16 protein-coding genes and 1 pseudogene are annotated in these 15,190 nt (G+C 60.7%); 8 read left to right on the forward strand and 9 right to left on the reverse strand.

All coding sequences use genetic code 11. The annotated features are described in order from the left end of the window. Positions 1-14 precede the first annotated feature (14 nt). Positions 15-1,722, reverse strand: a pseudogene (locus P7C00_RS22930) (DEAD/DEAH box helicase). A gap of 386 nt (positions 1,723-2,108) precedes the next feature. Between P7C00_RS22930 and P7C00_RS22935 the strand changes: the two are divergent. After that, complete coding sequence (locus P7C00_RS22935; RefSeq protein ID WP_346632161.1) at positions 2,109-2,900, forward strand: crotonase/enoyl-CoA hydratase family protein; 792 nt, start codon at positions 2,109-2,111, stop codon at positions 2,898-2,900. Between the two features lie 52 nt (positions 2,901-2,952). Here the strand turns inward: P7C00_RS22935 and P7C00_RS22940 are convergent, their stop codons facing one another. Then, positions 2,953-3,708, reverse strand: coding sequence for a spermidine synthase (locus P7C00_RS22940; RefSeq protein WP_102860905.1), 756 nt, complete (start codon positions 3,706-3,708; stop codon positions 2,953-2,955). A 160-nt stretch (positions 3,709-3,868) separates the two neighbouring features. Between P7C00_RS22940 and P7C00_RS22945 the strand changes: the two genes are divergently transcribed. Then, on the forward strand, positions 3,869-5,215 hold the full coding sequence (locus tag P7C00_RS22945) for a class II 3-deoxy-7-phosphoheptulonate synthase (RefSeq protein ID WP_346632162.1): 1,347 nt from the start codon (positions 3,869-3,871) through the stop codon (positions 5,213-5,215). Between the two features lie 67 nt (positions 5,216-5,282). On the opposite strand, the gene P7C00_RS22950 is transcribed toward P7C00_RS22945, so the two are convergent. Both P7C00_RS22950 and P7C00_RS22955 read right to left on the reverse strand, forming a co-directional pair. Further along, the gene (locus P7C00_RS22950) at positions 5,283-6,497 is read right to left on the reverse strand and encodes a winged helix-turn-helix domain-containing protein (protein ID WP_404937439.1); all 1,215 of its coding nucleotides are present in this window, start codon (positions 6,495-6,497) and stop codon (positions 5,283-5,285) included. A gap of 65 nt (positions 6,498-6,562) precedes the next feature. After that, positions 6,563-6,784 carry a DUF1127 domain-containing protein gene (locus P7C00_RS22955; RefSeq protein ID WP_346632557.1) on the reverse strand — a complete coding sequence of 74 codons (222 nt, stop codon included), beginning with the start codon at positions 6,782-6,784 and terminating at the stop codon, positions 6,563-6,565. A gap of 97 nt (positions 6,785-6,881) precedes the next feature. Between P7C00_RS22955 and P7C00_RS22960 the strand changes: the two genes are divergently transcribed. Next, complete coding sequence (locus tag P7C00_RS22960) at positions 6,882-7,736, forward strand: LysR substrate-binding domain-containing protein (protein ID WP_346632164.1); 855 nt, start codon at positions 6,882-6,884, stop codon at positions 7,734-7,736. Here P7C00_RS22960 and P7C00_RS22965 read toward each other — a convergent pair. Next, a complete protein-coding gene (locus P7C00_RS22965; protein WP_346632165.1) occupies positions 7,726-8,475 on the reverse strand; it encodes a sulfite exporter TauE/SafE family protein in 750 nt (249 codons plus the stop codon). The genes P7C00_RS22960 and P7C00_RS22965 overlap by 11 nt on opposite strands. A 105-nt stretch (positions 8,476-8,580) precedes the next feature. Here P7C00_RS22965 and P7C00_RS22970 point away from each other — a divergent pair, with 105 nt between their 5' ends. From P7C00_RS22970 to P7C00_RS22980, 3 genes are all read left to right on the forward strand, one after another. Beyond that, positions 8,581-9,531, forward strand: coding sequence for a LysR family transcriptional regulator (locus P7C00_RS22970; RefSeq protein ID WP_346632166.1), 951 nt, complete (start codon positions 8,581-8,583; stop codon positions 9,529-9,531). Positions 9,532-9,606: 75 nt separating this feature from the next. Next, a complete protein-coding gene (locus P7C00_RS22975) occupies positions 9,607-10,068 on the forward strand; it encodes a MarR family winged helix-turn-helix transcriptional regulator (RefSeq protein WP_404937440.1) in 462 nt (153 codons plus the stop codon). 214 nt (positions 10,069-10,282) lie between these two features. Beyond that, complete coding sequence (locus P7C00_RS22980; RefSeq protein ID WP_102880441.1) at positions 10,283-10,702, forward strand: organic hydroperoxide resistance protein; 420 nt, start codon at positions 10,283-10,285, stop codon at positions 10,700-10,702. 71 nt (positions 10,703-10,773) lie between these two features. Here P7C00_RS22980 and P7C00_RS22985 read toward each other — a convergent pair whose 3' ends face one another. Both P7C00_RS22985 and earP read right to left on the reverse strand, forming a co-directional pair. Then, entirely contained in the window at positions 10,774-11,346 is a 573-nt protein-coding gene (locus tag P7C00_RS22985) for an elongation factor P (protein WP_007931398.1), read from the reverse strand. 48 nt (positions 11,347-11,394) lie between these two features. Further along, complete coding sequence (gene earP, locus P7C00_RS22990) at positions 11,395-12,528, reverse strand: elongation factor P maturation arginine rhamnosyltransferase EarP (protein ID WP_404937441.1); 1,134 nt, start codon at positions 12,526-12,528, stop codon at positions 11,395-11,397. A gap of 124 nt (positions 12,529-12,652) precedes the next feature. Here earP and P7C00_RS22995 point away from each other — a divergent pair, with 124 nt between their 5' ends. Both P7C00_RS22995 and P7C00_RS23000 read left to right on the forward strand, forming a co-directional pair. Then, positions 12,653-13,048: a hypothetical protein gene (locus P7C00_RS22995; protein WP_102860896.1), complete on the forward strand. Its 396-nt coding sequence runs from the start codon at positions 12,653-12,655 to the stop codon at positions 13,046-13,048. 2 nt (positions 13,049-13,050) lie between these two features. Then, on the forward strand, positions 13,051-13,533 hold the full coding sequence (locus P7C00_RS23000) for a GreA/GreB family elongation factor (protein WP_404937442.1): 483 nt from the start codon (positions 13,051-13,053) through the stop codon (positions 13,531-13,533). Between the two features lie 6 nt (positions 13,534-13,539). Here P7C00_RS23000 and cysB read toward each other — a convergent pair whose 3' ends face one another. After that, entirely contained in the window at positions 13,540-14,514 is a 975-nt protein-coding gene (cysB, locus tag P7C00_RS23005) for an HTH-type transcriptional regulator CysB (protein WP_102860894.1), read from the reverse strand. Positions 14,515-14,625: 111 nt separating this feature from the next. Beyond that, the gene (locus P7C00_RS23010) at positions 14,626-15,126 is read right to left on the reverse strand and encodes a universal stress protein (protein WP_102860893.1); all 501 of its coding nucleotides are present in this window, start codon (positions 15,124-15,126) and stop codon (positions 14,626-14,628) included. Positions 15,127-15,190: the final 64 nt, after the last annotated feature.

A 15,190-nucleotide genomic window follows, 5' to 3' on the forward strand; every position in this document is an offset into this window, starting at 1 on the left:
AGCCCGAGGGCGGATCAATCTTCGCGGTAGCGACGCAGCTTCAGCTGCTTGCCGGCAACGCGAGTGTCTTTGAGCTTGGTCAGCAGACGGTCCAGACCGTCTTCCGGCAGCTCTACCAGACTGAAGCTGTCGCGCACCTGGATGCGACCGATAGCCTCACGAGCCAGGCCACCTTCGTTGAGGATCGCGCCCAAGAGGTTCTTGGCGGCGATACCGTCACGAGCACCCAGTGCGGTACGGCAGCGCGCACGACCTTCGCCCAGAGGCATTGGCGCGCGACGCTCACGGTCACCACGATCTGGACGATCACCGGAACGCTCAGGACGATCACCACGTGGAGCGCTGTTGGGCACCAGTGGACGCTCTTTCTCGATGGCTGCCAGGTTCAGCGCTTGACCGTTGGTGGCCTTGCGCAGCAGGGCCGCGGCCAGGGCACGCGGGCTGCAACCGATATCGGCAGTCAGGCGATCCAGCAGCTCACCGTGGGTGGCTTCAGCGTCAGCTACCAGAGGCGACAGGCTGTTGGTCAGCTTCTTGATGCGAGCATCAAGAACAGCTTGGGCGTCCGGCAGGCGAACTTCGGCAACCTTCTGACCGGTCACACGCTCGATCACTTGCAGCATGCGGCGCTCACGCGGAGTCACCAGCAGCAGCGCACGACCTTCGCGACCGGCACGGCCGGTACGGCCAATACGGTGCACGTAGGATTCCGGGTCGTATGGCATGTCCACGTTGAATACGTGGGTGATGCGCGGTACGTCCAGACCACGAGCGGCTACGTCGGTCGCGACAACGATGTCCAGACGGCCATCCTTGAGGGAGTCGATGACGCGCTCACGCTGGTTCTGGGCAATGTCACCGTTCAGCGCAGCGGCCTTGTAGCCTTTGGCTTCCAGGGCACTGGCCAGATCCAGGGTCGCTTGCTTGGTGCGCACGAACATGATCAGGGCGTCGAAATCTTCAACTTCCAGCAGGCTCAGAACAGCAGAGGTCTTCTGGTCAGCGTGAACCAGCAGGTGAGCCTGCTCGATCGCGGTGACGGTCTGGGTCTTGCTCTGGATCTTGACGTGTTTCGGGTCCTTCAGGTGACGCTCGGCGATGGCCCGGATCGACTGCGGCAGAGTGGCCGAAAACAGTACGGTCTGGCGGGACTCAGGCATGGCCTTGAAGATGACTTCCAGGTCATCCATGAAGCCCAGCTTGAGCATTTCGTCGGCTTCGTCGAGAACCAGGTGGTTCACGGTGGCCAGGACTTTTTCGTCGCGACGCAGGTGGTCGCACAGACGGCCCGGAGTGGCGACAACGATCTGTGCGCCATTACGGATTGCTTTCAATTGTGGGCCCATCGGCGCACCGCCGTAGACGGCCACAACAGTCACGCCCGGCATTTGCTTGGCGTAGGTTTCGAAAGCGGTTGCAACTTGTAGCGCCAACTCACGGGTTGGGGCCAGGATCAGAGCTTGCGGCTCGCGCTTGGACGGATCAATGCGGTGCAGGATAGGCAGGGCAAAGGCAGCGGTTTTACCGGTACCGGTTTGCGCCTGACCAATCATATCGTGACCGGCAAGGATGATCGGGATCGACTGCTGCTGAATAGCCGAAGGCTCTTCATAGCCGGTAGCGACTACTGCAGCGACAATATTGGGATGAAGTTCAAGAGCGGCGAAGCCGCCGATTTCCTGGGTCATGGGTCTGCCTCTAAGTGCATCCGCAAAGACCCATGCTCCAAAGCTGCGCATGCCGTGTAAGACTCAAGAGTCACCCTGGCAGCTTTGTCGGCGGGGATTTGCGAAAACGATTGGATGAATGGATCGTCAAGGATAGTCCGCGCAGCGGACAAGCAGCCGAAGCTGACTTCGGGGAATTGCATTACCTAAACGTGGCCCGGCTAAAGGCCGGCGCGCACTATACCGGAATTACTCAAAAAAGGGAGTTTTTTTTATCGGAAAACTCCGCTGAACGCCCGATGGTCACGGGCTTTGCGCAGACTCGGACGGCGCGCTATTTTGCTCAGGCCCGCAGCTGTTGGTCGTAACGCTAAAACGATTCACCTTTGTGCTTGAAAGCCTTCCTGCACATTCCCTGCTTCCCCCATGAGGATCGCGCCCATGAATCAGCCCAGTGCCAGCCGTGTCAGCCGCGAACAACGCGGTCACCTGTTTCTAATCGGCCTGGACCGGGTCGCCAAGCGCAATGCCTTCGACCTTGAACTGCTCAACCAGTTGAGCCTGGCCTATGGTGAGTTCGAAGCCAGCAGCGAAGCCCGCATCGCCGTGGTATTCGGCCACGGCGAACACTTTACCGCGGGGCTGGACCTGGCCAATGTCGGCGCCACCCTGGCACAGGGCTGGCAGGCACCTCCCGGCGGCTGCGACCCTTGGGGGGTGTTCGCCGGACCGCGGGTAAGCAAGCCTGTGATAGTCGCTGTACAGGGTTACTGCCTGACCATCGGAATCGAACTGATGCTGGCGGCGGATATCAATCTGTGTGCCAGCAATACGCGCTTTGCCCAGATGGAAGTGCAGCGCGGCATCTTTCCCTTCGGCGGCGCGACCCTGCGCCTGCATCAACTGGCCGGCTGGGGCAATGCCATGCGCTGGTTGCTGACCGGTGACGAGTTCGACGCCCATGAAGCCCTGCGCCTGGGGCTGGTCCAGGAGGTGATGGCCAGTGAGGACCTGCTGCCCCGGGCCATTGAACTGGCCGAGCGGATTGCCCGGCAGGCGCCGCTGGGGGTGCAGGCAACGCTGATGTCAGCGCGTCAGGCCAGGCTTGAAGGCGAGACGGTGGCCGCTCAGGGCTTGCCGCCGCTGATACACAAACTGATGAACAGCGAGGACGCCAAGGAAGGCGTGCGGGCGATGATCGAGAAGCGGCCGGGGGTGTTCAAGGGGTGTTGAACAGGCCGGCCGGCAGATTGTCTTCGCCGGCGAGCCGGCTCCTGCAACAAGCTCATGTGGCGGGGCGAATGGCCTTGATCAGCGACTGCAGGGAATAGCCCAGGCGCGGGGCCAGGGCTTCGGCCCGAGCGGTCAGGCTCGGCAGGTCCAGGTCCTGCTCCAGGTCGGAGGGCACGATCAGGATCACATTGCCCTCCTTCACCGGCAGCTCCCAGTAGTGGCGGTGATAAAGGCCACGCAACAAGGCTGCCCCCAGGGGCTTGCCGTCATCGGTGGCCCACTGGTTGATCACCAGCCAGCCTCCGGGATTGAGGCGCTTCTGGCAGTTTTCCAGAAAGCCCCAGGCCAGATGGCCGACGCCCGGGCCGACATCGGTGTACAGGTCGACGAAGATCAGGTCGGCGGATTCGGCACTGTCCAGCAACTCCAGGGCGTCACCGACTCTTATATAAAGACGCGGATCATCGTCCAGGCCCAGGTACTCGATGGCCAGGCGTGGAACATCCGGGCGCAGTTCAATGGCTTCGACGTCTTCCAGAGGCAGGAACTTCAGGCAGGCCTGAGTCAGGGTGCCGGCGCCCAGGCCGAGAAACAGTGCGCTCTCCGGTGCCTCATGGCACAGGGCACCGATCAGCATGGCCCGGGTGTAGTCGTACTCCAGCCAGCTGGGATCGGCGGTGAACACGCAGCTTTGCTCGATGGCGTCGCCAAATTCGAGGAAGCGGTAGTCCGCCACTTCCAATACCCGAATCATGCCGAACTGGTCATGAACCTCGGCGAGCACACGCTCGACGCGCTCCTCAGTCATTTCATCTCCTAGTCGCGGGGCTCGCAATCGGGCCGGCGCGATAAACCAACCGCTCGGCAGCGAGCGGGAAAGGCGCGATTGTCGGCCAAGCGAGAGGAGCAGGTCACGCACTAATTTGCTGCTAACATGCCCCTCCCACCGTAAAGCACTCGAGTCCGCGATGAGCCAACCCTGGAGCCCCGACAGCTGGCGCGCCTTGCCGATCCAGCAACAACCCCAGTACCCCGACGCTGCGCATCTGCTGCAGGTCGAGCAAACCCTGGCCAGTTATCCACCGCTGGTGTTTGCCGGTGAAGCCCGGGAGTTGCGCCGCCAGTTTGCCGAAGTGACCCAGGGCCGCGCCTTCCTGCTCCAGGGCGGCGACTGCGCCGAAAGCTTTGCCGAATTCTCCGCCGCGAAGATCCGCGACACCTTCAAGGTGCTGCTGCAGATGGCCATTGTCATGACCTTTGCCGCCGGCTGCCCTGTGGTCAAGGTCGGACGCATGGCCGGCCAGTTCGCCAAGCCACGCTCGGCCAACGACGAAACCATCAATGGCGTGACCTTGCCGGCCTATCGCGGCGACATCGTCAACGGCATCGGCTTCGATGAAAAAAGCCGGGTGCCAGACCCGGACCGCCTGCTGCAGTCCTACCACCAGGCCACGGCCACCCTGAACCTGTTGCGGGCCTTCGCCCAAGGCGGCTTTGCCGACCTGCATCAAGTGCACAAGTGGAACCTGGACTTCATCGCCAACTCGGCCCTGGCCGAGAAGTACAGCCAGCTGGCGGACCGCATCGATGAAACCCTGGCCTTCATGCGTGCCTGCGGCATGGACAGCTCGCCGCAACTGCGCGAGACCAGCTTCTTCACCGCCCACGAAGCGCTGCTGCTCAATTACGAAGAGGCCTTTGTCCGCCGTGACAGCCTGACCAACGACTACTACGACTGCTCGGCGCACATGCTGTGGATCGGCGACCGTACCCGCCAGTTGGACGGTGCCCACGTCGAGTTCCTGCGGGGTGTGAATAACCCGATCGGGGTCAAGGTCGGCCCGAGCATGAACACCGAGGAACTGATCCGCCTGATCGACATTCTCAACCCGAGCAACGATCCAGGCCGTCTCAACCTGATCGTGCGCATGGGCGCCAACAAAGTCGGCGACCACCTGCCGCAACTGATCCGTGCGGTAGAGAGCGAAGGCAAGCAAGTGCTCTGGAGCTCGGACCCGATGCACGGCAACACCATCAAGGCCAGCAGCGGCTACAAGACCCGGGATTTCGCGCAGATCCTGACCGAGGTCAAGGAATTCTTCCAGGTGCATCAGGCGGAAGGCAGCTATGCCGGCGGCATTCATATCGAGATGACCGGGCAGAACGTCACCGAGTGCATCGGCGGCGCACGGCCGATTACCGAGGATGGCTTGTCGGATCGCTACCACACCCATTGCGATCCACGGATGAATGCCGACCAGTCCCTGGAATTGGCCTTCCTGATTGCCGAGACCTTGAAGCAGGTCAAACGCTAAGAGCGCTTTCGCAGGCGAGCCCGCTCCTACAAGGGCTGTGTAGGAGCGGGCTCGCCCGCGAAGCTCTTCACGCCAGCACCTCACGCAGTCGGCGCGCACCCTCACGCTGGCAATTGAGCTGAATCTGTTCCAACCCCAGCCAGTCGGCCATCTTTCGCAATTGCGCGGCCAATGCCCGGATTCCCTCTTCATCCAGACCGGGTTCCTCTTCATGCACCCCATGCACAGCCAGACGCCCCAGGGCCCGCTCCGCTCGCAGATCGACCCGAGCGGCAATCCGCTCGTGATGCAGGAACGGCAACACGTAATAGCCATAGACCCGCTTGTGCCGGGGCGTGTAGATCTCCAGCCGATAGCGGAAATCGAACAGCCGCTCGGTGCGGCTGCGCTCCCAGATCAGTGAATCGAACGGTGACAACAGCGCACTGGCCTCGACCTTGCGCGGCACCTTGACCTGCGGCAAGCAATAGGCCGGCTGACGCCAGCCCTGAACCTCGCAGACCAGCAACTCACCGGACTCCACCAGTTCGGCCAGTCGTGTACGGCTGTCGCCTGGATCGAGACGAAAATAATCCCGAAGGTCCTTTTCCGTGGCCACGCCCAAGGCGGTTGCGCCATGCAGCACCAGGCGGCGCTGGGCCTGAGCCTCATCCAGCAGCGGTTGCCGAAGGATCTGCGGTGCGATCACTCGCTCCGGCAAATCGTACAGGCGCTCGAAACCACGGCGCCCCGCCACCGTCACTTCACCGGCCGCGAACAGCCATTCCAGCGCATGCTTTTCATCGCTCCAATCCCACCAGGGCCCGGCACGTTCCTCACGGGTGGACAGACTGCCCGCGCCCAACGCTCCTTGCGCCTCAACCGCGGCCATTACCCGACGAACAGTGGCCTGGCGCTCCTGGCCAAAGCGCGTCAACTGGGAGTAGATGCCCTGCCCCTGCTTTGCCCTCTGCATCCGCCAGCGCATCAGCGGGTACATTGACATGGGCAGCAACGACGCCTCATGCCCCCAGTATTCAAACAACGTGCGTTGCCGGCCCTGACTCCAGGCGGCCTGGTCGAGCAACTGCTGTGGATAACTGCCAAGGCGGGAAAACAACGGCAAGTAATGCGCCCGCACCAACGCGTTGACCGAATCGATCTGCAGCAGGCCCAGGCGTTCTATTTGCTGATTGAGGCGTGCGGCCTTGATCGTTGCCGACGGCTGGCGCCCGCCGAACCCTTGGGCCGCCAGTGCCAGACGTCGAGCCTGCTTGAGAGAGAAAGAGCATTGTGCGGGCATGGGAGTTCTCCTTGTCTGCCCGCACGCTAGCGCACCGGGAACCAGCTTGTGTAGCGCTCTTGCGATTATTTATGCATGGGGTCGTCCCAGAACGGGCGGACCCTCTCGTGCTCGACATCGGCCCGAGTCAGCCCCATATCCTTCAACGCTTCATCGCTCAGCCTCGCCAGCATCCGGCGCTCGTGCCCGATCTCGTACCAGCGTACGGCCTTGTGCCATAACGCACTGGGCGAAAGCGCCTGAAATGACAGTTTGTGGACCAGCAAATAACCCTTTTGACCTTTCATCATCTTGCCCTCCAGTGGGGATGACGTCAGTGTCTGCTCGGGATTAAGATCAATCCAACGAATGTTTCTTATGTCATTCATCTCAGGATTTGATGGAATGTCCCAGTTCCCCAGCATCGACACCGAAGTTCTGCGCACCTTTGTCGCCATCGCCGATGAGGGCGGTTTTACCCGGGCCGGTGAACGGGTCAATCGCACTCAATCCGCGGTGAGCATGCAGATGAAACGTCTGGAAGAGGATGTGCTGCAACGCCAGTTGTTCCAACGTGACGGGCGCCAGGTCAAGCTCACCGCCGAGGGCCAGGTGCTGCTGGGCTATGCCCGGCGCATCCTGAAACTGCACAGCGAAGTGTTCAATACCCTGCGCGAACCGCACATGGTGGGCCTGGTTCGCATCGGCACTCCGGATGATTATGTGATGCGTTTTCTGCCGGGAATCCTGTCACGCTTTGCCCAAAGCTACCCGCTGATCCAGATCGAGGTGCATTGCGAATCGAGCAAACAGTTGCTGCAACGCCAGGATCTGGACCTGTCCATCGTCACCCGCGAGCCGGGCAGCGAGATCGGCCAGCTATTGCGCAAGGAGCGTTTTGTCTGGGCCGTTGCCCAGTGCTTCAATCCCCACGAGCAATCGCCATTGCCCCTGGCGATGTTCAACAGCGACTGTTTTTGCAGACTCTGGGCCTGCAACGCCCTGGACGCCGCCGGACTCGACTACCGGATTGCCTACAACAGCTCGAGCCTGGCGGCGCTGATGGCCGTGGTCAGTGCAGGGCTGGCGATCACCGCACAACTGGAAAGCCTGATCACCCCGGACATGCGCATTCTCGGTGAGGCCGAGGGGCTGCCCCAATTGCCCGAGGCGAGCATCATGCTGCTGCGCAACCTCAATACTCCCTCCCCCATCACCGAGTGCCTGGCGGAGCACATTGTCGAAGGCTTCAAACTTTAAAGGCCAGCATCACCGCGCACACCACCAGGAAACCGCAGAACAGCGCCCGCAGCAGACGCTCGGGCAACGCATGAGCCACCTTCACTCCCCAGCTGATGCTCAACAGGCCGCCTGCTGCCAATGGCAGACCGATCATCCAGTCCACTTGATGATGGAAGCCGTAGGTCACCAGGGTCACGCCGGTGCTCGGCAACGCCAGAGCCAGGGACAGCCCTTGTGCCACCACCTGGGTGGTGCCAAAGACGCTGGTCAGTATCGGTGTGGCCACAACCGCGCCACCGACCCCGAACAACCCGCCCATGGCGCCGGACGCTGCACCGAGAACGCCCAGCCACGGCCAGGAGTAGCGCATCCGGGCACCGGCCGGTGTGTCGGCCATGAACATCCGCAACAGGTTGTAGGCCGACAGCACCAGGAGAAAGGCGACAAAGCCAATACGCATCTTCTGGGCATCGATGCCCACCGCCCAGATCGAACCGAGCCAGGCGAAACAAAAGCCCATCACTGCCAGGGGCAAGGCATGGCGCAATTCAATCCGGTTGCGCTGGTGGTAACGCCACAGCGCCAGCATCACATTGGGCACCACCATCACCAGTGCCGTGCCCTGGGCAATCTGCTGATCCAGGCCGAACAACACCCCCAGCACGGGAATCGCGATCAAGCCGCCACCGATACCGAACAAACCGCCCACAGTGCCCAGAGCCGCGCCCAACAGCAGATACATCACTAACTCGATCAAAGCCGCTCTCCTCACCTGAGATCTGCATGCTACGCAGTCGGCCCTGGCACGGAAACGCACAGCAACGCACAATGGCTGTGCCGTTTCTGCATAAGCGCTCTGACCATGAATCCCAATACCCTCACCGACCAACTGGGGCTGTTTCTCGATGTGCTGGAAGCCGGCAGCTTTTCCGCCGCGGCTCGCCGTCATCCACTGACCCCCTCCGCCGTGGCCCGGCGTATCGACAGCCTGGAAAGTGCCGTGGGCACCACACTGTTCATGCGCACCACCCATGCAGTGGTTGCCACCGCCGCCGGCCTGGCCTTCGCCGAACGGGCCCGGCGCATCGTCGCTGAACTGCAACTGGCCCGGGCCGAGGCGGTGTCTCTGAGCCATGCGCCGGAAGGCCTGATCCGCATCGATGCCCCGGCCGCCTTCGGCCGCCGTCATCTGGCACCGGCGATCGCCGACTTCCTGGTGCGCTATCCCGGCCTGGATGTACAACTGCACCTGATCGACAGCTTCGTCGACATGCAGGGCTCGCACCTGGGCAAAGTGGACCTGGTCCTGCGGGCCGGGCAACGGGTGGATACCCGGATGGTGGCCACCTCCCTGGCCAGCATCGTACGCATTGCCTGCGCCAGTCCGTCCTACCTGAAGAGCCGTGGCACCCCGACTCACCCCGCTGAACTCAACCAGCACGACGGCCTCGACTGGGATGGCCTGGCACCGTTGTTCGCCTGGCGCTTTGAGTGGGACGGACAGGTGCAAAGTCATCGCCCGCAACGCATCCGCCTCAGCGCCAACAATGCCGAAGCCCTGCTTTCGGGAGCCTTGGCTGGGCTGGGTATTGCTCACTTGCCCACCTGGCTGGTGAGTGAATACCTGTTGCGCGGAGAGCTGGTGCCGTTGTTCTGTGATAACGGTCTGCCCAAGCCGGAAACCGCCGGCATCTATGCCTTACGCATGGAGCAGCATCCCAATGCCCGTAGCCGCCTGCTGTTGGAGTACCTGAAAAGTCGCTTCAGTCCGGTTCCGCCATGGGACCTGGCACTGCAGAGTGCAATGGGCTGACATCGACGAAAATTATCTGGCGCATTAAAGACTCGCCCGCTAGATTCAGGACCATTAACGACCAAGGCCCCCGACATGACCACCGATCGCTCTACCCCGGATACCTGCGAACAGTTGCTGTTGGACAACCAAGTGTGTTTCGCCCTGCACTCCACATCGCTGCTGCTGACCAAGGTCTACAAACCATTGCTGCAGCAACTGGGGCTGACCTACCCGCAGTACCTGGCAATGCTGGTGCTCTGGGAGCGCGATGGGCTGACCGTCGGCGAAATCAGCCAGCGCCTGCTGACCGACCCCGGCTCGCTGACGCCCTTACTCAAGCGCCTGGAAGCCGAGGGCCTGCTGAGCCGCACCCGCAGCCGGGAAGATGAGCGAGTGGTGATTGTCGAGCTGACCGAGCGGGGTCGTGCACTGCTGGGTCAGGCTCGGGAAATTCCCCAGTGCATCCTCGGCGCCAGCGGTCGGACGGTGCAGCAGTTGCGGCAGCTGCAGGAAGATTTGCAGGTGCTGAGGGGGCATTTGCAGAACAGTCTTTGAGGCTTCGCTGGCAAGCCAGCTCCTACAGTTGCGGCTGGTTTTTAGCAAAAATATATTTTTTTAAAATCAATGAGTTGAGCCGGAGCCAGAGCCTTAGGCAAAGGGCTGCGTAAAATTTATCTTGCGCACTAAATATTTGAGCGATACATTTATTTCGCACTTACTTAGCGCGCAAACAATTAGCGCAAAAATAACCCAGCACGAGGCTTTCACCATGCAGACTCTCTACACCGCAGTTGCAACCGCCACCGGTGGCCGTGATGGCCGCGCTGTTTCCAGCGACAACATCCTCGACGTCAAACTGGCCACCCCCAAAGAACTCGGCGGGGCCGGTGGGCAGGCGACCAACCCGGAACAGTTGTTCGCCGCCGGCTATTCGGCCTGTTTTATCGGCGCTCTGAAGTTCGTTGCCAGCCAGAGCAAGCGCAAGATCCCGGACAACGCCTCGATCACCGCCCATGTTGGCATCGGTCAGATCCCTGGTGGCTTTGGCTTGGATATCGATCTGCATGTCAGCCTTCCGGGCCTGGCTCAGGAAGAGGCGCAAAGCCTGGTGGATGCCGCACATCAGGTCTGCCCCTACTCCAACGCCACCCGTGGCAATGTTGATGTACGCCTGCACGTGAACGTCTGAAACGGTAAACGCCAGGCATAAAAAAGCCCGACTCAAGGTCGGGCTTTTTCATGTACAAGGTCGGGCCAGGATTAAACCTTGGCGCGGCCCTTGTAGGAACCGCCTTCGCGGGTATCGATCTCGATCATGTCGCCGATTTCGATGAAGTCCGCAACGCTCAGCTCGGTACCGTTTTTCAGTTTGGCAGGCTTCATCACCTTGCCCGAAGTGTCGCCGCGAGCGGAACCTTCGGTGTAGTCAACCTGGCGCACGATGGTGGTCGGCAGGTCAACGGAAACCAGACGGTCTTCGAAAAACACAGCTTCGCAAACGTCGGTCATGCCTTCTTCGATGAACGGCAGAACCGCTTCGATGTCTTCGGCGTTCAGCTCGTACATGGTGTAGTCGGTGGTGTCCATGAACGTGTAGGTGTCACCGCTGATGAACGACAGGGTCGCTTCTTTGCGATCCAGGATCACGTCGTCCAGTTTGTCGTCCGCACCGTAAACGGTTTCGGTCTTGTAACCGGTCAGCAGGTTCTTCAGTTTGGTCTTCATGATCGCGCTGTTACGACCGGACTTGGTGAATTCAGCTTTCTGAACCAGCCAAGGATCGTTGTCGATACGGATCACGGTACCGGGTTTGAGTTCTTTACCAGTTTTCATTGCGAATATCCGAATTTGGATGGGATTTACAAAAATCTAGGCCGCGTATCATATCCAATTTAGGTAAAACTGCACCAGCGCCGCAGCAAGATCGGCTTGCAAGCCTTGTTCCAGACACCATTGTTCGGCGTGCGCGGCGACTTCGGGCCAGTGTTGCAGCAGGTTTTTCCAGGCTTGGGCCATCGCCGCCTCGGTATTCCAGGCTTGCCACAGGGCCCGCACCGCCGCCTGGGCGTCAGGTGAAAGCGTCCGAGTGTACAAGGCGAGAAAGGCCTCGAGCTTGTCCAGGTGGATGTCTTCGTCCTGACGGTAGATATGCCAAAGCATCGGCCGCCCGGCCCATTGCGCCCGAACAAAGGAGTCCTCTCCACGCACCGCGTTGAAATCGCAGCACCACAGCAGACGGTCGTAATCTTCCTGGCGAACAAAAGGCAGGACCTGGACCGTCAGGGACTGCCGGATCTGCAGGCTGCCCACACTCAACGACACGTCTCCCAGCCAGCGCTGTACATCTCCCAGGATGCGCCCTTCGGGCACCAGCAAATGGGTCTGTTGCGTATCGAGTGCCAAGGCGTCGAGCCAGCTGCCAAGCCCGGCATTTTCATAGGCGAACAGCGATATCAAGCGACAATCAGTTGCAGGGGTCACCCCCAGCCCCTGGAGAAAATCCAGCTTGGCCTGACGATCCCGCTGGAAAGCCCGACGCCGCTCCAGCAATCCGGCTTCGCGCAGCAAACCACCCGTGCCGGCCTGGAACCCGGGAAAGAAGAAGTACTTCTGTACGCCACGAAACTTCACTGACGGCAAGCCGTGGCAGCCACTGACCCAGTCCTCGGCGCTCAGGTAATCCAGGTTCAGCCACAAGGGCGCACGCTGGCGCTCGGCCATCGCCTCCATATAGGCATGGGGCAACTGACAGGCAAACGCGGCGATCACCACATCGGCTGCAGCTTCAGGTTGCCACTGGGCCGGCCAGTGTCGTACCTCGACCCCATCCTGAATTTGGCTGTGTCGCTGGGAGTCGATCTCTGGACAGATCTTTTCAAAGGCCCGCAGATCATCGACCCACAAACGCACCGTGCATTGATGCTCGGCCACCAACTGTCGGGCCAGGCGCCAGGTCACGCCGATGTCGCCGTAGTTGTCGACCACGCTGCAAAAAATATCCCAGGAGGCTTTCATTCCAGTCCCCGATTGGCAAAGGCGCCGATTGTCCGCATAAATGCCCCTGCGCAGAAGAGCCAACCTCGATTAATCTTCATGCGACAATCAGCCCTCGCCCACTATCGCCCGCCAGGAGGCAACCATGTCCTATCGCCCGCCCGCTCGTCGCTCCTTGCGCATCAGCTTCAATGCCCTGGCGCTCAGCGGCAGCATTGCCCTGGGCCTGTGGCTGGGTTTTCTGGCGATTGCCCTGACCTGCTGGCTGGCCTCGCACTTTCTCTTCAGCCAGCAACTGGCCCCTGTAGCGCAAGCCGTGCAGCAATTGGCGAAGCCGCCGGTGGTTGCGCCGGAGCCGCCCAATCGGCTGTTCGAGCAGTATCAGGAAAACCTGCGCAAGAACGAAGAGTTGCAATCCCTGGATAACGCTCGTAGCAACCCGCGCAACCTGTCCAATCCCAAATGCCAGTTCTGGTTGCAACAGGACCAGACTGCCCCCAGCGAAAAGAGCCGGGCCAACGTCCTGCAGTTCTGTAATTGATCATGAATAAACAGTCTGTCTGCCAATTGATTCTGCAACAGCTCCGAGAGGATCTGGAGGTCGCGGTGCGCGCTGCGCAAACCGCCTACGAAACCGCCACTCACGAAGAGAATATCGCCGAGAACAAGTACGACACCCTGGGACTGGAAGCCTCCTACCTGGCGGCCGGCCAGGCTCGGCGGGTCGAGGAAATCCGTCAGGCATTGAATCTCTGGCAGAACCTGACTCTGCGATCCTACGACCCACAGGCCGGGATTCAGGTCGGTGCGTTGCTGGGACTAGAGGATGAAAACGGCCACGAACAATGGCTGTTTCTCGGCCCCGATGGGGCTGGCCTGAAAGTCTATGTGGTGGGTCAGCTGGTGACCGTCATCACCCCGCGGTCACCGCTGGGCAAGAGCCTGATGGGCAAGTTCGAGGGCGACGAGGTGGAGATCGTGGTGGCGGGCGCTCGGCAACAGTTCACTGTCACCGAGGTCCGCTAGCTGAAATCAGTGAACCGGCAGTTCGACGCCGTCGAACAGTTCTTCCAGTTCCTGCTTGTTATGGCATTGAATCGCCTTGGCCATGACTTCGCGCGTCAGGTGCGGGGCGAACTTCTCGATGAAGTCGCACATGAAGCCGCGCAGGAATGTACCGCGACGGAAACCGATCTTGGTGATGCTCGACTCGAACAGCTCGCTGGCGTCCAGTACCACCAGGTCATTGTCGAGCTTGGTATCGACCGCCATCTTGGCGACGATGCCCACCCCCAGCCCCAGGCGCACATAGGTCTTGATCACGTCGGCGTCAGCGGCGGTGAACACCACTTTTGGCGTCAGGCCACGATGGCTGAAGGCTTCATCGAGCTTGGAGCGGCCGGTGAAACCAAACACGTAGGTAACGATGGGGTATTCGGCCAGGGTTTCCAGGGTCAGCTTCGGCAGCTTGGTCAGTGGGTGGCCCTGAGGCACGACCACGCAACGGTTCCAGCGATAGCACGGCATCATCACCAGATCACCGAACAGCTCCAGAGCCTCGGTGGCGATGGCAAAATCCACGGTGCCGTCAGCGGCCATTTCAGCGATCTGCATCGGCGAGCCCTGGTGCATGTGCAGCGCCACATCGGGGTATTGCTTGATGAAGCTGCTGATCACTGGCGGCAGGGCGTAACGTGCCTGGGTGTGGGTGGTAGCGATGGACAGGGTGCCCTTCTTCTCGTTGGAGAACTCCTGGGCGATCTGCTTGATGCTTTCGACCTTGCGCAGGATCTCGCCGGCGGTGGTGATGATCCGCTCACCGGCCGGGGTCACGCGGGTCAGATGCTTGCCGCTGCGAGCGAAGACCTCAACCCCAAGCTCGTCTTCGAGCAGACGGATCTGCTTGCTGATACCCGGTTGTGAGGTGTAAAGGCTTTGGGCGGTAGCGGAGACGTTGAGGTCGTGGTGCGCCACTTCCCAGATGTAGCGCAATTGTTGAAGCTTCATATGAATCCCTCAAAGCAGGTAGACGCCACGGGTATCAGCGACGGTATATAACTATATTAATGGTCAGGAGAATAAATCTAGAACTTTTATTCAGAATTTTCCATTCCGCCCTCAGACATCCCCCTGACGCCGACGCTGCACCAGAGGCACCAGATAAACCGGCACTTTGGCCAGTTGCAAAACCCGTGCTGCCGTACGCCCCAAAGGGGTTTGCGCACCGCCCCCGTGGCTGTGACTTCCTACGATCAGCAAATCCACCGAGAGTTTCGCCGCCTGATCCAGAATCACCTGGGATGGGTCCCCTTGAAGCACTCGCACCGACTGGATCAAGGTCAGGTCCTGCATGCCCTCCCCCAACTCCTCGCGAAAACTGTCCAGCACCCGCTGCTCGATATTGGCCATTACCGTGCTCAAGCCCTGGCGGTGAAACTCGTTCAAGGACTGCTCATCCAGATAGCTCTGCAACACCGATTCGGCAAATAGCCCCATGGGTTCCACTGCGTGCACTACATGTAAGTCGGCATTGAACGTTCGAGCCAGCTCCAGGGCATGCTGCATGACAAAGGGCGCATACAGACCGAGGTCGGTGGCATACAGCATCGAACGAATCATATGACCTCCTCAACTGCCAAGATGGCGGAGATTGATTCAGCTTAGCAGTGCCTGGAACTGTGGG

The organism is Pseudomonas sp. JDS08PS003 (assembly GCF_045013505.1).
In the GTDB taxonomy this organism is placed as follows: Bacteria; Pseudomonadota; Gammaproteobacteria; order Pseudomonadales; family Pseudomonadaceae; genus Aquipseudomonas; species Aquipseudomonas protegens_B.

Coding starts and splice junctions, on each gene's coding strand:
- earP (WP_404937441.1), bottom strand. CDS start 12,528: ATGAAAGCCTCCTGGGATATTTTTTGCAGCGTGGTCGACAACTACGGC.
- P7C00_RS23010 (WP_102860893.1), bottom strand. CDS start 15,126: ATGATTCGTTCGATGCTGTATGCCACCGACCTCGGTCTGTATGCGCCC.
- P7C00_RS22950 (WP_404937439.1), bottom strand. CDS start 6,497: ATGCCCGCACAATGCTCTTTCTCTCTCAAGCAGGCTCGACGTCTGGCA.
- P7C00_RS23000 (WP_404937442.1), top strand. CDS start 13,051: ATGAATAAACAGTCTGTCTGCCAATTGATTCTGCAACAGCTCCGAGAG.
- cysB (WP_102860894.1), bottom strand. CDS start 14,514: ATGAAGCTTCAACAATTGCGCTACATCTGGGAAGTGGCGCACCACGAC.
- P7C00_RS22995 (WP_102860896.1), top strand. CDS start 12,653: ATGTCCTATCGCCCGCCCGCTCGTCGCTCCTTGCGCATCAGCTTCAAT.
- P7C00_RS22960 (WP_346632164.1), top strand. CDS start 6,882: ATGTCCCAGTTCCCCAGCATCGACACCGAAGTTCTGCGCACCTTTGTC.
- P7C00_RS22945 (WP_346632162.1), top strand. CDS start 3,869: ATGAGCCAACCCTGGAGCCCCGACAGCTGGCGCGCCTTGCCGATCCAG.
- P7C00_RS22940 (WP_102860905.1), bottom strand. CDS start 3,708: ATGACTGAGGAGCGCGTCGAGCGTGTGCTCGCCGAGGTTCATGACCAG.
- P7C00_RS22980 (WP_102880441.1), top strand. CDS start 10,283: ATGCAGACTCTCTACACCGCAGTTGCAACCGCCACCGGTGGCCGTGAT.
- P7C00_RS22970 (WP_346632166.1), top strand. CDS start 8,581: ATGAATCCCAATACCCTCACCGACCAACTGGGGCTGTTTCTCGATGTG.
- P7C00_RS22935 (WP_346632161.1), top strand. CDS start 2,109: ATGAATCAGCCCAGTGCCAGCCGTGTCAGCCGCGAACAACGCGGTCAC.
- P7C00_RS22975 (WP_404937440.1), top strand. CDS start 9,607: ATGACCACCGATCGCTCTACCCCGGATACCTGCGAACAGTTGCTGTTG.
- P7C00_RS22955 (WP_346632557.1), bottom strand. CDS start 6,784: ATGAAAGGTCAAAAGGGTTATTTGCTGGTCCACAAACTGTCATTTCAG.
- P7C00_RS22985 (WP_007931398.1), bottom strand. CDS start 11,346: ATGAAAACTGGTAAAGAACTCAAACCCGGTACCGTGATCCGTATCGAC.